Origin of the sequence: Paenibacillus sp. BK720 (assembly GCF_011761545.1) — a bacterium.
GTDB lineage: Bacteria > Bacillota > Bacilli > Paenibacillales > Paenibacillaceae > Pristimantibacillus.
The window spans coordinates 1,209,105-1,224,899 of record NZ_JAASRQ010000001.1 but is presented as its reverse complement, the minus strand read 5'-3'; the positions used below and the strand labels follow the sequence as shown (position 1 = coordinate 1,224,899).

The following is a 15,795-nucleotide window of genomic DNA, read 5'->3' as shown; positions in this document are numbered from 1 at the left end:
TAAATTATTTCAATTTGCTCAGCTTATCGCCGAAACGCTCACCCAGCGAGTAGCTCATGCTGGAGCTGTTCAAGCTGACATTCGGGTTGTTGCCCAAATCTTCAGGCTTAACCTGAGGAGTACGCTCGCGTTGAGGTCTGCCCGATTTAGGAGCTTGCTCGGAAGCAGCCGGCTGCTCGGGAGCTTCTTCCGTTTCTTTGATGCTCAGGCTTACGCGTTTTTCGGCAGGGTTGAAATCAAGCACTTTCGCTTGCACTTCTTGGCCCTCTTTCAGAACTTCGAAAGGAGTTGCGATGTGACGGTGAGCGATTTGCGAGATGTGCACAAGGCCTTCAACGCCCGGAGCGATTTCAACGAATGCGCCGAAAGTAACAAGGCGGCGAACCGTACCCGTTACGATGTCGCCAACGTTGAATTGGCCGGCGGCGGATTCCCAAGGACCTGGTTGAGCCGCTTTGATGCTCAGGCTGATTTTGCCTGCCGCAGGATCGACTTTAAGCACTTTAACCGTAACCTTTTGGCCTTCGGATACAACATCCTTCGGATGAGCAACATGCTGCCAGGACAGCTCGGAAACGTGAACCAGACCGTCGATGCCGCCGATATCCACGAAAGCGCCGAACGGAGTCAAGCGTTGCACGGTACCTTCAAGCTGCGCGCCAACTTGCAGGCCGGCAATGACTTGTTGTTTGTTTTGCTCGAACTCAGCGTCCAGCACGTCTTTTGCCGACAGGATCACTTTGTTGTTCTCGCGGTCGATTTCTTTTACTTTAACGCGGAGCGTGCGGCCTTTGTAATCGCTGAAATCTTCAACGAAATGGCGCTCTACCATCGAAGCGGGAATGAAGCCGCGTACGCCAACGTCAGCCACAAGGCCGCCTTTTACAACGTCGGCAACCGCTACTTCGAATACTTCTCCGCTTTCGAAACGGCTTTGCAGAACGTCCCAAGCTTTCTCGCCGTCGATCAGACGCTTCGAAAGAACAAGCTTTTCCTTCTCGTCGTCGATGCTGACAACTTTCAGTTCAACCTCTTGGCCAACTTGAACGGCATCGTTTGCGTTATCCAGCTGCACAGCGGAAAGCTCGCGAACCGGAATGACGCCGTCATATTTATATCCAAGGCTTACATAAGCTTGGTTATCATCGATTTTGATGATTGTACCTTTAACAGTATCGCCTTTTTTCAAGGACACAAAGTTGTCCATTGCTGCCTGGTCTTGAACATTGATTTCTTCTGACATGGAAATAACCTCCTCAATTCATACCCCAACTTTATTTAAATCCGCTTTCACGATGAAAAGCAGTATTTAAAACACCTGTTATTTGTTCTTCTCAATCATCTCGTAAATCCGAGACATAATGGCATCCGTAATACGGTCCAGCTTATCCGGCGAGGATTCATTTATAATAGCAGAAATATCAACCGGTTTGCCGTAGAAAACTCTCATTTTACGGAAAAGCTTATAATGGCCAACTACCGCTACGGGGATTATTGCAGCTCCGCTGCGGTAAGCAATCATGGCTGCGCCTTTCTTTGCCGCGGCTCCGTCGCTGTTGCGAGTGCCCTCCGGGAAAATTCCCATCACTTTTCCTTCGCCAAGAAGGTTAAGCGCGGCGCGGATCGCATCCTTGCCGACGCCACGTTTTACGGGAAACGCGCCCCATGCCCGGATCAAGGATCCAAATACAGGGATTTTGAACAACTCGTCTTTCGCCATATAATGAACCTTGCGCGGCACCCTGATGCCGACAGCAGGCGGATCAAGCAGGCTGATATGGTTAGAACATAGAATAACGGATCCTTCTTTCGGAATATTTTCCAATCCCCGGACTTCCAGGCGGAACAATAATCCGTACAGGACATTAAACACGGCCCTAAAAATGCCATATAACATTAGTTTACTTCGCCTCCGCCAATTTGGTTCGGCTTAATTTCACAATGGTAGCCGCAACTTCATCGATTGACATCGACGTGCTGTCAAGTACAATGGCGTCCTTTGCGCAAATGAGCGGCGAAATCTCGCGCTGCTCATCCAAGCGGTCGCGTTCCGCGATCTCCCGTTCAAGCTGCTCCAAAGTGATCGACTGCGTTCCCGCAATCTCTTTGTAACGCCGCTGTGCGCGTTCTTGTACGGATGCGGTGAGGAAAATCTTCAGCTCGGCGCCCGGCAGCACATGCGACCCGATATCCCGGCCGTCCATGACAACGCCTTTGCGCTCCGCGAGTTGCCGTTGGAGCTTGCTAAGCATTTCTCTTACGGTTTCATTTGCTGCAATATGCGAGACGGCAAGCGTGACTTCCCTGGAACGGATCAGATCCGTTATATTCTCGCCATTCAAGAAGACGGCTTGACCTTTATCGCCCGGCGCCAGCTTGATATCCAGCGTCTTAGCGTGCTCAGCCAGTCTTTCATTGTCCCGCGGCTCAATTCCCGCCCTCTGGGCACTTAGTGTAACAGCCCGATACATCGCTCCCGTATCGATATAGATGTAATCTAGCTGTTCGGCAACCTTGCGTGCGACCGTACTCTTCCCTGCACCGGCAGGACCGTCTATCGCAATGTTGATTCGGTCGCTGTCACCGTCTTGCTGCATCACCAACATTCTACCTCCCCAAAAGAATTAACACACTGGCAGTCCCGTTCAGGCTGTACGTGTTGATTCTTGCATCGATAGCCTAAGCCTAATCAAAAGGCTAGCCGAATGCTGACGTTGATGCGGGCATCTGCTTCTCAGGCATTAACGGCTTGGCCGGTCCAAAAGGGCCGAAACCCTTTGAAAATAACCGGGAGTATGTATCATCTCCGGCGAATTCCACAATAACTTGGAATTCAAGAAAAAAGCAGGCACCGCCTGCGATCGTGAAAATTATACCACACAATATACGCAGATGCAAAAACCGCAATTGCCCAAAACCGCTGTCGCCCGGGGCTTAGAAGGCTAGCGGTATGCTTCGCCCTCCCAATGCTCGACGGCTGTCACCCAGTGTCGAACTGTGTCGTTTTGAAGCAAAATTTGCGACAATACCACGGCGATTATAAGGATGAAAGCAAACCTGACGAGCCGTTTCGACACGGCCTCCATTTGCTTTTTCAACTCTTCTTCGTCCTCTGCAATCCGCATCCGGCTTCCATCCTTTTCCTTGTCTTTCAGCATAGGATGCGTAACCGGAGACTATCTTATGCAGCCTTATCTTCCGCGGAATTCCAGCTGTCTCTCGAAGCAGAATCTGATAATTTTTTGTCGTTCGCTGTCGCTGATGGCAATAAATTTGCTCATGACCTGCTTGCGTCCCGTTGCGAGATCGACAACCCGCACCACCTCCGCCTTGAAGGAAGCATGCTCAAGCGTTCCGTTCTTGTAGGGAATCAACAGCCAGCAGTCCATTTCCATACCGGAAGCAATCGGCCATTTCCCGTCGCAAATGAAGGAAATCCCCCCACCGCCCACGTCATCGGTAACGGTGACGAAACGGACATTGCCCGACAAATTTACCGCGATTTCAAGATCGGCTGACACGCGAAGGAAATGCCGGCGCTGGATCTTCGTAATCCGTTCTGGATCCGGCTTTCGGATCTTGATCAGCTTTACGACGTCATCCCGGAAGCCAATGACATGCGAGTCGAAATAATGCTTTATGCCTTCGTCGGATACGTAATGAACCGACAGCTCGTCCCCTAAAAAAAGCCGTTTCATCCGGCCCGAATTTATATTGAGCGGATTCTCGATAAGCAAACCGTCTTCCAGCTCATCCGCAATTCTGGCTTTGTATTGGGCAGCTGCCTCTTCTTCGTCAGCTGATGCGATCTCGAAAAACAACATTTGGTTTACTCTAGGCAACAATTGGCTCCCCTCCCATATTGGTGTTTATTATAACACGTCAATATGAGGGGAGCCATATCGTTATTTGCCGGAACTTGTCCGTTTGTCGAGCGGTGACAGCTCCTCAATCGATTCTTCGACACCGTTCTCCGCATTGATGTAAATTCGGTAATCGCTGCCGTTAATGCTGCCCGTAAATTCGTAACATAAAGTTTCTTCGCCCATTTCGTTCACGATCAGGGCCATCTGATCGTTTGCCACCTTGAATTCCGGGTTAAGCGCTTTGCGCGCTTCTGCTTTAGTCAGCTTTGCTTTCGGAATGCTGCGCTTATGCTGTTCATACACGTAGTCGTTAGCCTGAAGACCGACCGCTTCCCCGTTATCCAGCGCTACCTTAACCGTCAGCTTCTCCGGATAGATAAGCACGCCGTTTTGCGTGCTGACAAAAGTGAAGGCGCCTGTATTATCGAACATATTGTAGCTCACCGCCCTCATGCCTTTAAAGCCATGGTCATTCAAGAACTGCTCGGCCGAAGCTTGCGCCTCTCTCTGACTGATCCTTTTCTCGCCGATATCGCGGGAATCCATAAACCAGATCAGCTTTCCGCCTCTTTGCGTAAAATCCATCTGCAGCTTCTGGCCCGACTTCGGATCGGTCACCGTAGCGGAGTAAGAAGAATACTCCGTGCCTTTGCCGTTTTCTACCACGCGGATTTCCGCCGGCTTCCTGCCGAGGAATTCCTCTACTCGCTTCTTCACGTCTTCAGCCGTAACCATGCTGCCGCTCAACATGTTGATAGTGCGCTTCTGGTACATGCTTGCGACCGAAGGACCCCAGTTAATCTCAGGGTACTCGCTAACTTTTTTGTCTACCGTTTTGAAACCGTCTATAATCGTATTGTCATTCGGCGAGTTCTGCTTGGCGAGAGCAACCTCGACATCCATCCAGCGCAGATGATCGCTCAGCACCTTCTCCTGCATCTTGTATAAATCCTTCGAAATATCCTCGGACTTGGCATACAAGGTTTTCAGCGTCTTGAACTCGTCTTGGGACAAAGGCTGCTTAGTCAAATCCCTGACGGAGGTTTTGTAAGCGAAATTGGAGATGTGGGACAGGAAATCTTCCGCTTCGTTGAAAGGCAGCATCGTCAAAGGAAGCTGGTTGATTTCGTTCTGCGCCTGACTTGTCAGACGCCACACGTTCACGAGCCCTTTGCGGTGGTAGCTTTGGGAAGTGGAGTTGACAGCCAGCGTATTGCCTAGCTGCTGATGCAGCTGCTCGACATGATAGGTGAGATCATGGAAAGCGCGTTGGTACTGGTTTTCGGCCTTTATAAGAATCGAGTTTTTCTCTTGGTGCTCTTGGTAGCCCCAGTACACTGAGCCAATTAAGAAAAGCGTCATGATGGGGAACAACACCGCGCTTAGACGTTTATACATAACAAAAAAGCTCCTTTCTTCTGCAAAACCTAGCGTTAGTTTGGTTTGCGGAAGGGAGCTTTATGCATCTGTGTCAAATGCTGTGTTCCTCGATATCGAGGTCGTTTGTGTTATTGCAAATACATTGCTTGAAGCCGGTGTCGATCATCCCTTTTTCCCGCTTGCCGCGAAGAACAAACTTCTCGCCGCATACGTTGCACCGGATTGTTACCTTAACTCTCGGTTCCATTCCTTGCCTCCGTCATTTTAACAAATATTACTAATCAGTATTGACGAAAGACTTACAGTTTAACCTCGTCTTCACGGCTGATGAAGCGGAACGGCGAGCGTGAATTGGCACGGTTCATTTTGCGGAGTCCCCATACCCACAAGGCCACCATAAACGGGATGATCACGTAAATCCAATTGGTCTTGAACGAAATCATGATATAGTCGTATGTTCCGTGAAGCAGCAACGGCAGACATAACGAAATCGCCAAATATACGTTACGTTTGGAAGAAGTAGCAAACTTCGCCTTGCCGACGTAATACCCCATCATGACGCCAAACAGCGCATGCCCGGAAACGGGCAATAGCGCGCGCATGAGCAAGGTTCCGAACGTGGAAGGCGAGTAAACCGCGTACAATACGTTTTCCAGCGTTGCAAAGCCAAGCGAGATCGATGCCGCATAGACAATCCCGTCATACGGCTCGTCGAACTCGGTGTGGTTGTAAATCATATGATAGAGCACGAACCATTTCAGAAATTCCTCAATGCCGGCCGACTCTACAAAAGAGAACAGCATGGGCTGATGGTCGCCGAACCATAGCTGCAGCCCGCGTTGAATGACTACGATCGGCACGACGATGAGGACGCCGAGCAGAAACATGCGAACGACCATATGAATCGGCTCTGCGTCATAACGGTCCTTCAGATACAAATACGTAAGCAGCGATATACCCGGGGCCACCGCGGCAGTCAGCACAGAAAACAATAGCAATTCGATGTTTCACCTCCCAGGCATCCGGCGGCTGCGCAGCCGCCGGTTATACCCAGCCGCGATAACGCACCGCCTCTGCCATTTTGCGTACGCCTGCCATATAGGCGGCAAGCCGCATGTTTACGTTTCTTGATTTGTGAATCTCATATACTTGGTTAAAGCCGCGGATCATCATGACGCGCAGCCGGTCATCCACTTCTTGTTCATCCCAGTAGAAGCCTTGATTGTTCTGGACCCATTCGAAATAGGACACGATAACCCCTCCGGCGCTTGCCAGAACATCCGGAACAAGAAGAATGCCCCGTTCGGTTAAAATCCTTGTCGCTTCGAGGGTTGTTGGACCATTGGCCGCTTCCACAACAATAGTCGCCTTGATACGCGGAGCGTTCTCCTCCGTAATCTGGTTCTCGATGGCGGCCGGAACAAGCACGTCGCATTCCAGCTCGAGCAGATCGCTGTTGGATATCGTCTGCGGAAACAGATTCGTTACGTTGCCGAAGGAATCTCTCCTGTCGAGCAAGTAAGGAATATCTAATCCATCTTCATTATACAACGCTCCGTTCACATCGGATATACCAATTACGCGCGCACCGGCCTCATGCATGAATTTGGCAAGGTAACTTCCGGCATTGCCGAAGCCTTGAATGACAATTCTTGCCTTATTCAGCTCGATTCCCTTAAGGGCCAGCGCCTCATGAATCATAATGACAACGCCGCGAGCCGTAGCCGTTTCCCGTCCTCTGGAGCCGCCGAGCACAATTGGCTTGCCGGTAATGAAGCCGGGAGAATCGAACTCCCTAATCCGGCTGTACTCATCCAGCATCCATGCCATAATTTGCGAATTGGTCATGACATCCGGAGCCGGAATGTCTTTCGTGGGACCCACAATCTGGCTTACGGCGCGGACATACCCGCGGCTGAGCCGCTCGAGCTCCCCAAAAGACATTTTTCTGGGATCGCAGATCACTCCGCCTTTTCCTCCGCCGTACGGCAGGTCGGCGATTCCGCATTTCAAGCTCATCCAGATGGATAACGCCTTTACCTCATTCTCCGTTACGGCCGGATGGAAGCGGACTCCGCCTTTAGTTGGACCAACCGCATCGTTATGCTGAGCCCGGTAACCGGTAAACACCTTCGTCTTCCCGTCATCCATCTTGACGGGGATCCTGACGCTCAAGATACGCATAGGTTCCTTCAAGAGTTCAATCATATCTTCTTTATAGCCAAGCTTCAATAGGGCTTCTTCGATTACTACCTGTGTTGATTTGAGCACATCGTTCTTATCCGCCATCATTTCAAGTTCACCCGCCTTTGTCTACTTGTAATATGAGCGTGTATACATCACGATATTCCAAAAGGGGTCCAGAACATGCAAGAAGAGCACCTGCAGACGGTAGGGTCTGCCGATGCTCCACATTCATGTGCTGCTCAATTATAGAAATGAGTGCAAATTTCCCGGACAGCTTGAGATGGCATAATTACCTTGCCGTACTCCTCCAGCATCGCGTAGGTAACGGATGTCGCTTCTCCGTATTCGGCAAGCAGCGCGATAACAGCGTTATGACGCGCCGTTTCGATCAAAGCCGGTTCAAGGGCCAGGATCCATTTTCCGTTGTAGGAGTACAACCGTCCATCCTCCGTAAGCGAAGCAGCCTGGAGCTGTTTGCATACATTAATGACATCCTCAAAATCCCGGAATGAATACATCACGATATCGCTCTGCTCCATCGTAACTTCCATCTCGTATATCTCGTCTTCCGTGTCTTCGTCATCGGTTGACCGTTCATCGGATAGACCGTTCATCTTGCCACGGGTGACTATCACCACCATACCTTGGGCGGGGAGTGCAAACACTTCGACCGCAAGAGGGCCGCTGGCATCGAAACCAAGTTCACTGTATGCTTGTTCCATCATTTCACTGAATAGATCGTGTACTTTGGGAATTTCGCGCCACATGTCCTCCTTCTGGATCCCACGCTCGAGCAGGTCGTCGAACGTCAGGAAAATCCGTATCTTGTCCTGACTAAGCCGTTCGATTTTCATGACAGGATCCCTCCTCTGCAGCATCTGTTGTAAACAGCGTATGAAATTATTAGCAAGATGTGATCAAAATGATCAAATCGTACTATGTATTACTTTAACATGTCTGTCCCCGGATTGCACCTAAAATAGGCAAAAAAAGAATCGCTTGAGCAGCGCTAGGCTTGAAGCGCGTACATCAACCGATTCCAAAAAACTGCTTCATTTAATGCGGTTTGAAAGACGATTCCGCCATGATCTGGCTCGCCTGCTCCTTAAGTCCGGGATCGCTGTTGATCAGCTGTTCAACCTGCTCCCAGCCTCCTCCGTGCTTTGCGGCGGTATCGTCTGAATGCTTTGGGGCCTTATCGGCGGCCGCCATTGCTTTCGTCATTCCTCGCTTCATCATCATCGATGCGGCACTTCTGCCAATGGATGAGCATGCGCTCGCAAGCGAGCTGGATGCCCAGGCCGCCATTCCTGGTCTTTTGCGTGATACGTATACGGCTGCCGCAATTCCTGCGACGGCGCCTAACATAAACCCGCCGATTCTCATGGCTTCGTTACCTCCTTCGGGGATAGTTGCAACATATATTTTCTCCCTCATAACCTGTGGCATCCACCACAAATTAAGGAAGCGAGGCGGGAAACGGCATAGTCGGTTATCGTTATGGTAAAATGGTCTTAAGCTAACCAACAATTGACAACAAGGCGGGAAAACAATGAAGAAAGCAGCGCTGAATACGATTTATGCCGTTTTTGCCCTTGCATCCCTATTGACCTCTTGCGGTTCGCCGTCCAACACGACTGCCGGAGAAGCGAATGCCCTGCCTTCCGCTGGCACGGCAGCCGTTGACGAGCAGGCATCGCCAACCCCGGCAAGCCCGATGCATACGCCAACTCCTGCGGCAGAGACAAGCCCTGCGCCCAAGGTCAAAACTCCTTTGTATACAATGACCAGCGCCTACCGGTTTGTCCCCATCGATGAGACCGTAACATCCAAAAAAGCCGTTTTGCTTACCTTTGACGATGCTCCCCATAACGAAGAGGTCATAAACAGCCTGCTCGATACCTTGGACAAGCACAAGGCGAAGGCGATATTTTTCGTAAACGGCTATCGAGTGAAGCAGCATCCCGAATTATTAAAACTCATCGCCGACCGCGGCCAGTCCGTCGGCAACCATTCCTGGGATCACATCGATCTGAAGAAAGAGGAGCCCGCCAAAGTGGAGTCGCAGATTGCGGATGTTCAAAGAGAAGTAAAAGCTTTAATCGGAAAAGAACCGCTATTCTTCCGGCCCCCGTACGGGTCCGGCGGAGATACGGTGAAGGCCGCGGCAAAAAACCACGGCATGCTGTTCATGACGTGGTCGAATGGTTCGCTCGATTGGGAGCAGAAGGCTCCCGGCGATCCGGACAAAGTAATCGGCAATGTGCTGGAGCAGCTTCATCCCGGAGCCAATATTCTGATGCATGAATTAAAATGGACGGCTGCCGCGCTTGACGGCTTGCTCGCAAAGCTCGAGGAAAAGGGGTATTCCTTTATCGACCCCGAGACGATTCAGGTCAGTCCGTAAACCGGACGCCATACCAGAACAGCCCTGCCACCAGACAAACGAATAATAAAAATAATACATTATAATACCATTTGGTCACTTTATAAGTACTGGAAGGGTGTACTTTGCGTCTAGGCGGCAGCGCCTCTGCATTCGTGTCGGTCGCGATGCCAGGCTGAACTGCCGCCTGTTCATGTTGTCTTCTTCCTCTTGAGCTACCGAATTTCTCCACTCTGCTCATCACTGCTCTGTTTGCTCCCTCCTAAAACGGATAATCAGCCCCATAATGAAATCCACCAGGAAATGCGCAACAATCGGCGCCCATAAGCTGCCGGACTGAATATAAATCCAGCCTAGCCCATAACTGATCGAAAAGACAAGACCGGTTGGAATCCAGTGCCTCAAATAACGCACATGGATGGCTGCAAAAATAATGCTTGTCCAATAAGGACCAAAAGAGTGCTGCACAGCCCCCCGGAACAACAGCTCCTCGCAAACGGCGACAACCAATGAGATAACGGCAATGTGCCACACCGGCCTGTTGCGGAAAATGCGTTCATTGATACCGCCGTCATCGGTTGCTTCCTCCGGTACCCATCTGGAGATGAGCAGGTCAACCGCGATTACCGCGGCGCCCAATCCCAGTCCCCACCATAAGAAAACCGGGCTGTCAGGCAATTGTAATAACAGAAATGGATTGGAACGCTGAAATAATGCCCAAACCAAACCGATAACAATAGTAATTGCTTGCGTTACGTAAAGATTTACGAGCAGCATGCGGTCGTCAATCTCGTCGACGGATAGTTGGCGAACGCGGATATTACGGAGATCGAATTTTTTCATAGCTTCCCGCCTGTCTAAGAAGGTCATATTTCCTTTTATGATCATTTCACCTATACTGATAGGGCACAAACGACGGCATATCTAATACATAGAAGGAGATTTGTGATGGAGAAACGTTTACCTCGTTCCGCAATGATATTTAGTTTGGGGTTTGTCTTTATGCTCGTCTGCGCGGTTGGTGCATTCTTCTACGGCGTAAAGCTTGGAACGTCCAAAACGGAAACCAAGTACGAAATGAAAGAATTGCAGGCGGCAGCGGTTCAAACCAGCAGCCCCTATCAGCAGCAGGATCTTGTCTCTTTCTATCATACCGTATTTTTGTCTTACCGTGAATTTCAATCCGAATGGAATGACGCGATGGACGACTTTGCGAAGGGCCAAGGCGGCAGCGCCTCATCCGCTCTAAAACATTTAGCGGAGCTCGCTCACTCGAAAAGAACCGCGGCTTCCTCTTTCGATATGCAGAAGTCTCCTCTTCTCGGAGAGGCCCAAACGAATTATATCCGAAGCCTGGAGCAATTCGAAAAGGCGGCGAAAGCGGCGGCCGCAAGCGCGAAATCAACGGATGCTTCGAAGCTTCAAAGCAGCATTAAGCAACTGGGATCCTACCAGCTTGCGGTGAAGCAGGCATTGGCCGCTCAACAGGCCTATTACGCCGCCATGATGAAATGGGGGGCAACCGTTGAGCCGAACATCCCTGCTAATTATACAACGCCTAAGGTTATCCAAATCAACAGCTGGTCAAGCCTGCCCCTTATCGTAAAAAACAAGCTGATGGCAGATCAGCTGGCTTCGCGTCAGCAGTTCACTGAATATTATCCGCAGGATCTGACAAGCCGCATCGACGATTTTATCGCTTCCGGCCAACCCGCGAAGCTGAATTTGAAGACGGTGTCCGCCATTGCGGACCTGTTGATTGATACGGAGGCCGTCCGCAGCGGCGACTTCACCGAGAACCGCTCGAAGCTCTACAATAAAGATCTTCTGCCACAGCTTCCGTTCTTCTCTTAACTTAAGCTTCTTTAATCATATTGAAACCCTTGCAACGAGGCTATGGCAGCCATTCCGCCGGTAACATTGTGGAGGTTGCCGTAGCCTTGTTCTTCTAAATAATTGCAAACGGCCGCACTGCGCACCCCATGCGCGCATACTATATATAACGGTTTGTCATCCGAAATGGTTCCGAGACTGTAGGGGATCGTATTCATGGGGATTAACCGGGATGATTCCAAATGATAATATTCCCATTCAAATGTTTCGCGCACGTCGATGATTTGCTCCGGCTCAATCTGCCTGTCCGCAAGCATCTGCAGCAGCAGCTCCGGATCCAATTCCTTCCACTCCATCAATGCCTATCTCTCCCCTGACCTGTTATTATCTCTTGCAATGCTTTGAATCATAACGAAAATTTCACATTTGATCAAGTTTATACATTGCATTTGTCCACCACCATGCTATAAAATAATAACGGTTGTCCATATCGGTTTAATCACGTTTCGCATTGATATAAATCGTGCATTTTTTCACACATCGGAGACAACAGCTGCCATTTACGATTGCCCGCAATTAAGACGAACCTCTCGTCCGGCTCGCTCTCGTTACTGTGCCGGGACGAGGTTTTTTGTTTTAGCAACAAAACGATCAGAATACAAATGGACGTGAAGTGCCGACATATCGGGCAGACCCCTGTTTGCTCCTTATGTCGGCACTTCACAAAAATTTTAGGAGGCAATCTACATATGTTTAAAGTGTTAGTATCGGATCCCATCAGTGATCTGGGCATTCAACAGCTTGTAGACGCAGATGATGTAGCAGTCGACAAAAAGCCCGGACTAAGCGAAGACGAATTGGTGAGCATTATCGGCGAATACGACGCCCTGCTCGTGCGCAGCCAAACGCGCGTAACGCCGCGCATTATGGAAGCCGGCAAGCAGCTTAAAGTTGTGGGCCGCGCCGGCGTAGGCGTAGACAATATCGATTTGGAAGCAGCAACCCAGCGCGGTATTATCGTTATCAATGCGCCGGACGGCAACACGATTACGACTTGCGAGCATACTTTCGCGATGATGATGGCGGTTGCCCGTCACATTCCGCAAGCCTACCTGAAAACCGTTGGCGGCGTTTGGGACCGTAAATCGTTCCTTGGCGTTGAGCTTCGCAACAAAACCCTGGGTGTTCTTGGCATGGGCCGTATCGGCAGCGAAGTTGCAAAACGCGCAAAAGCATTTGGCATGGAAATCATGGGCTACGACCCGTTCATGACGGAAGAGCGTGCCGAGAAGCTTGGCGTTAAGCTGGCTACGGTTGACGAAATCGTTCGCAACGCCGATTTCATGACCGTTCATACTCCGCTTACTCCGGAAACCCGTCATATGATCGGCAAGAAGCAATTCGAAGTCATGAAGCCTGGCATGCGTATCATCAACTGCGCGCGCGGCGGCATTATCGACGAGCTCGCCCTTGTTGACGCGATTGATGCCGGCATCGTAGCCGGAGCGGCATTCGACGTATTCGAGGTGGAACCTCCTACCGAGGATCATCCATTCCTGAAGCATCCTAAAATCATCGTTACTCCGCATCTTGGCGCTTCCACCGTTGAAGCTCAAGAGAACGTTGCAATCGACGTTTCGGAGCAAGTCCTGCACATCCTGCGCAATGAGCCGTTCAGCAATGCGGTTAACATGCCTCCAATCCCGGCTAACCTGCAAAGCAAGCTGCAGCCGTACTACTCGCTCGGCGAGAAACTTGGCAGCCTGGTTGCGCAAATTACGGAAGGTGCCGTACAGGAAATTACCGTACGTTACTCCGGCGAGCTTGCGGAGGTTGATACTCAGCCGCTGACTCGTTACATTGTAAAAGGCGTGCTTTCGCATCATCTCGGTTCCGACCAAGTAAACGTCGTTAACTCGATGCATCTTGCCAAAGTTCGCGACCTCAATATCGTACAGCAAAAATCCCAGGCTTCCAAAGACTTTACGAACCTGGTAACGGTATCGCTCCGCACGAAACAAGAAGAGCGTATCGTAGCTGGCACTCTGCTTACCGGTTATGGCGAGCGCGTCGTTCAAATCGATAAGTTCCCTGTTGACGTTACGCCGGAAGGCAATCTGATCCTGATCTCGCATAACGACAAACCGGGCATCATCGGCCGCGTCGGTACGCTTCTTGGCAACAACGACGTGAACATTGCTACGATGCAAGTAGGCCGTCAGCTGGTTGGCGGTTCCGCGATCATGGTTCTGACGGTAGATAAAAACGCGGGCAAAGACATCCTTGAGCAATTGACTAGCCTGCCTGACCTGAACACAGCGAAAGAAATTACCTTGTTCTAATAGAAATAACGCCGGACATCTTGCTGCAACCAGCTGATGTCCGGCGTTTTTATATGCCCTTTTTGCTAAATGGGACCCGGGCGTCCTAAAAACCCAAGCTTACGGCAAATGGCTCTCATAAACTGATGATGTGCATGATGCGACCTTCCTTCGCGAAGGTCATTTTTTATTTACCGCCGGGTTCTTAGGCCACTCTCCTATCAGAACAACCAAGATACCCAGTAGCTTAGTAAAATTAACGTCACGATAACGGTAATCGGTATGACGACTATCGTAACCTTCAAGTACTGCCCCCAGCTTATTTTCACGCCGCCTTTTCTAAGGATGTGCATCCACATAATGGTGGCGAGCGTACCGATCGGAAGCAGAAGCGAACCCATATCGCTGCCGATCACGCTTGCAAGATAAGAGATCTTGAGCGTAAGCGGATCAAGTCCCATATTCGTTAACGTTAATGTTCCTACCATTAAGGCCGGGTGATTGTTGAACAGGTTGGACAGGACCGTCAGCAGCAATCCCATCAGGACACTGGCATGCACCAGACTGCCGGCGACAAGCGGCTGCAGGAAATGAATAAGCCATTCCGTAAGTCCAAGATTGCGCAGGCCATAGATGATGACATACATACCAAACGCGAACACGAGTATATACCATGGGGTTTTCTTTATCATGTCTACAGGAGGAATCTTCAGATAAATCCATCGCCAAGCGAGCAGACAAGCGGAACCGATAACCGCCATCAAAGATACCGGAAAATGAATATAGGACGCAACAAACAGGCTGGCTCGCACGCAAAAAACGAAGATCAGCACATTGCGCATGAATTTGTTGCTTCTTACTTTTACTTCAGCGGACTCTCCTTGGAGCGGATGGCCGCCTGGCTTTAAGCCCCACGGTGCAACTGGAGGCAGTTTTTTCGGAAGGGTACGGTAGAAAAGGAGAAAGAGGAGAACCGTAAGCAATACGAGGCCAAGGGAAGCTGGAACAAACATCATGGCGGTATGCATATAGAGATCCATATGAACGATTTTAAGCGCGATAAGATTGACAATATTGCTGACTCCGATCGGAGCACTGGATGCTGTCGCGATAAGCGCGCCGGATATTAAATAAGGAATCTTTTGATGGTTTTTCAGTCCCATGCTTTTCAGCAGCATTAATAAAATCGGAGTTGTAATGAGAATACTGCCGTCATTGTTTACGAACATCGTCATTAGGAAGCAAAACAGGCTCGTCAGCCAAAATAACCGGATGCCCGACCCTCTTGCTTTCCGAACCAAAAGCTCGGCAGCCCATTGAAAAAAACCAAAGCTTTCTAACACGATAGCCATCACGATCGTTGCGATAATCGTTATGGCCGCTCCGCTGATCGTTTCCGTGATCTCACCGAGGTTGGCCAAGGATACGGTTCCGGTTAAAAGTACGATTATCGCTCCCACGGATGCCGGAATCGCTTCATTAATATTGGGTTTCCAGAATATAAAGCCGATCGTAAGGAAGAAAGTACAAATGGTAATGATCGTCATTAAATCATTCATGCTCTAACCTCTCTTCATGCTCAACTCACTCATTTCTTTATTAATCTAGAAGTCTAGCTTTTTTTAATTTCATAGATGCACTCCCCTCAACTGAATTGGTTATAAGTAACGATATACTGTATTTATATGTACCTGACAAATAGCTCGTACTGGTCTATCACCCTAACTCTATGAAAACCATCTCCTATCTGTAATTGATAGATACCCCCTAATGATATTTACCGGGTATGCACACTTTTTTGTCTTACTGCAGATAAAATAGG

Annotated in this window: 18 protein-coding genes; 3 read left to right on the top strand and 15 right to left on the bottom strand. The window is 49.9% G+C overall.

Annotated elements, in window-relative coordinates; genetic code table 11:
• Window positions 1–4 precede the first annotated feature (4 nt).
• The 11 genes from rpsA to FHT67_RS05405 all read right to left on the bottom strand — a co-directional run bounded on the left by rpsA (window position 5) and on the right by FHT67_RS05405 (window position 8,819).
• Window positions 5–1,243, bottom strand: a complete 1,239-nt coding sequence (gene rpsA / locus FHT67_RS05455) for a 30S ribosomal protein S1 (RefSeq protein WP_167196267.1) — start codon at window positions 1,241–1,243, stop codon at window positions 5–7.
• A gap of 78 nt (window positions 1,244–1,321) precedes the next feature.
• Window positions 1,322–1,897 carry a lysophospholipid acyltransferase family protein gene (locus FHT67_RS05450; protein ID WP_132304658.1) on the bottom strand — a complete coding sequence of 192 codons (576 nt, stop codon included), beginning with the start codon at window positions 1,895–1,897 and terminating at the stop codon, window positions 1,322–1,324.
• A gap of 4 nt (window positions 1,898–1,901) precedes the next feature.
• Window positions 1,902–2,606 carry a (d)CMP kinase gene (gene cmk / locus FHT67_RS05445; RefSeq protein ID WP_208403114.1) on the bottom strand — a complete coding sequence of 235 codons (705 nt, stop codon included), beginning with the start codon at window positions 2,604–2,606 and terminating at the stop codon, window positions 1,902–1,904.
• Window positions 2,607–2,942: 336 nt separating this feature from the next.
• Window positions 2,943–3,158 (bottom strand): hypothetical protein, encoded by a 216-nt coding sequence (locus FHT67_RS05440; protein ID WP_208403113.1) that lies wholly within the window; start codon window positions 3,156–3,158, stop codon window positions 2,943–2,945.
• 33 nt (window positions 3,159–3,191) lie between these two features.
• Window positions 3,192–3,845 carry a flagellar brake protein gene (locus FHT67_RS05435; RefSeq protein WP_132304652.1) on the bottom strand — a complete coding sequence of 218 codons (654 nt, stop codon included), beginning with the start codon at window positions 3,843–3,845 and terminating at the stop codon, window positions 3,192–3,194.
• Window positions 3,846–3,905: 60 nt separating this feature from the next.
• Complete coding sequence (gene ypeB, locus FHT67_RS05430; protein WP_167196264.1) at window positions 3,906–5,264, bottom strand: germination protein YpeB; 1,359 nt, start codon at window positions 5,262–5,264, stop codon at window positions 3,906–3,908.
• Between the two features lie 73 nt (window positions 5,265–5,337).
• Entirely contained in the window at window positions 5,338–5,493 is a 156-nt protein-coding gene (locus tag FHT67_RS05425; protein ID WP_015843979.1) for a hypothetical protein, read from the bottom strand.
• Between the two features lie 52 nt (window positions 5,494–5,545).
• Window positions 5,546–6,244 (bottom strand): glutamic-type intramembrane protease PrsW, encoded by a 699-nt coding sequence (gene prsW / locus FHT67_RS05420; protein WP_132304648.1) that lies wholly within the window; start codon window positions 6,242–6,244, stop codon window positions 5,546–5,548.
• Between the two features lie 46 nt (window positions 6,245–6,290).
• Complete coding sequence (locus FHT67_RS05415; protein WP_132304646.1) at window positions 6,291–7,538, bottom strand: Glu/Leu/Phe/Val family dehydrogenase; 1,248 nt, start codon at window positions 7,536–7,538, stop codon at window positions 6,291–6,293.
• Between the two features lie 134 nt (window positions 7,539–7,672).
• The gene (locus tag FHT67_RS05410; RefSeq protein ID WP_132304644.1) at window positions 7,673–8,287 is read right to left on the bottom strand and encodes a genetic competence negative regulator; all 615 of its coding nucleotides are present in this window, start codon (window positions 8,285–8,287) and stop codon (window positions 7,673–7,675) included.
• A gap of 202 nt (window positions 8,288–8,489) precedes the next feature.
• Window positions 8,490–8,819: a hypothetical protein gene (locus FHT67_RS05405; protein WP_167196261.1), complete on the bottom strand. Its 330-nt coding sequence runs from the start codon at window positions 8,817–8,819 to the stop codon at window positions 8,490–8,492.
• A 166-nt stretch (window positions 8,820–8,985) separates the two neighbouring features.
• Between FHT67_RS05405 and FHT67_RS05400 the strand changes: the two genes are divergently transcribed.
• Entirely contained in the window at window positions 8,986–9,840 is an 855-nt protein-coding gene (locus tag FHT67_RS05400; RefSeq protein ID WP_167196258.1) for a polysaccharide deacetylase family protein, read from the top strand.
• Here the strand turns inward: FHT67_RS05400 and FHT67_RS05395 are convergent.
• Together FHT67_RS05395 and FHT67_RS05390 are read right to left on the bottom strand one after the other, a co-directional pair.
• Window positions 9,830–10,063 (bottom strand): hypothetical protein, encoded by a 234-nt coding sequence (locus FHT67_RS05395; protein WP_132304638.1) that lies wholly within the window; start codon window positions 10,061–10,063, stop codon window positions 9,830–9,832. The two genes, FHT67_RS05400 and FHT67_RS05395, sit on opposite strands and share 11 nt — an antisense overlap.
• A complete protein-coding gene (locus FHT67_RS05390) occupies window positions 10,060–10,662 on the bottom strand; it encodes a CPBP family intramembrane glutamic endopeptidase (protein ID WP_167196254.1) in 603 nt (200 codons plus the stop codon). Before FHT67_RS05390 ends, FHT67_RS05395 begins: the two co-directional genes overlap by 4 nt.
• A gap of 105 nt (window positions 10,663–10,767) precedes the next feature.
• Between FHT67_RS05390 and FHT67_RS05385 the strand changes: the two genes are divergently transcribed.
• Window positions 10,768–11,673, top strand: coding sequence for a hypothetical protein (locus tag FHT67_RS05385; protein WP_167196252.1), 906 nt, complete (start codon window positions 10,768–10,770; stop codon window positions 11,671–11,673).
• Window positions 11,674–11,684: 11 nt separating this feature from the next.
• Here the strand turns inward: FHT67_RS05385 and FHT67_RS05380 are convergent, their stop codons facing one another.
• A complete protein-coding gene (locus FHT67_RS05380) occupies window positions 11,685–12,008 on the bottom strand; it encodes a rhodanese-like domain-containing protein (RefSeq protein ID WP_132305308.1) in 324 nt (107 codons plus the stop codon).
• 393 nt (window positions 12,009–12,401) lie between these two features.
• On the opposite strand from FHT67_RS05380, the gene serA reads away from it, so the two are divergent.
• Window positions 12,402–13,994: a phosphoglycerate dehydrogenase gene (gene serA, locus FHT67_RS05375; protein WP_132304632.1), complete on the top strand. Its 1,593-nt coding sequence runs from the start codon at window positions 12,402–12,404 to the stop codon at window positions 13,992–13,994.
• Window positions 13,995–14,194: 200 nt separating this feature from the next.
• On the opposite strand, the gene FHT67_RS05370 is transcribed toward serA, so the two are convergent.
• Window positions 14,195–15,532, bottom strand: coding sequence for an arsenic transporter (locus FHT67_RS05370; RefSeq protein ID WP_132304630.1), 1,338 nt, complete (start codon window positions 15,530–15,532; stop codon window positions 14,195–14,197).
• Window positions 15,533–15,795: the final 263 nt, after the last annotated feature.